Origin of the sequence: Bilifractor sp. HCP3S3_D3 (genome assembly GCF_052063915.1) — a bacterium.
Classification (GTDB): Bacteria; Bacillota; Clostridia; order Lachnospirales; family Lachnospiraceae; genus Bilifractor.
In genome coordinates this window covers 1-372 of sequence record NZ_JBQHWP010000063.1, presented here as the reverse complement: position 1 = coordinate 372, position 372 = coordinate 1, and the positions used below count along the sequence as shown (strand labels likewise).

Below are 372 nucleotides of genomic sequence, written 5' to 3'. Positions count from 1 at the left end.
CAAGGGAGGGAGCAGTCGAAGGCAGGGCCGGTAACTGGGGTGAAGTCGTAACAAGGTAGCCGTATCGGAAGGTGCGGCTGGATCACCTCCTTTCTAAGGAATGAATGAGTACGTGCATGAGCACTTAATGAGAACGACTGAAAGGAAGTTCGAATTTAGTGCGAGCCGTGCAGTGCCCTTAGCGAAGCGGAACGCTGAGCTTAGTAGCACTGCAGAGGATGTGTTTTACTGTTGAGTCGTCAATGTGACGACAAAGCTTGTTGGTGGCGATGCGCCCGGGGGAGACACCCGTTCCCATTCCGAACACGATGGTTAAGACCCGGGCGGCCGAAAATACTATGCCGGAGACAGTATGGAAAGATAGGCGGCCGC

Annotated in this window: 2 rRNA genes; both read left to right on the top strand. The window is 54.3% G+C overall.

Annotation, left to right across the window (positions count from 1 at the left end):
* Positions 1-93 (top strand): 16S ribosomal RNA (locus tag ACTNDI_RS14045); the annotation flags it as partial.
* A 166-nt stretch (positions 94-259) separates the two neighbouring features.
* Positions 260-372, top strand: a 5S ribosomal RNA gene (gene rrf, locus ACTNDI_RS14040); the annotation flags it as partial.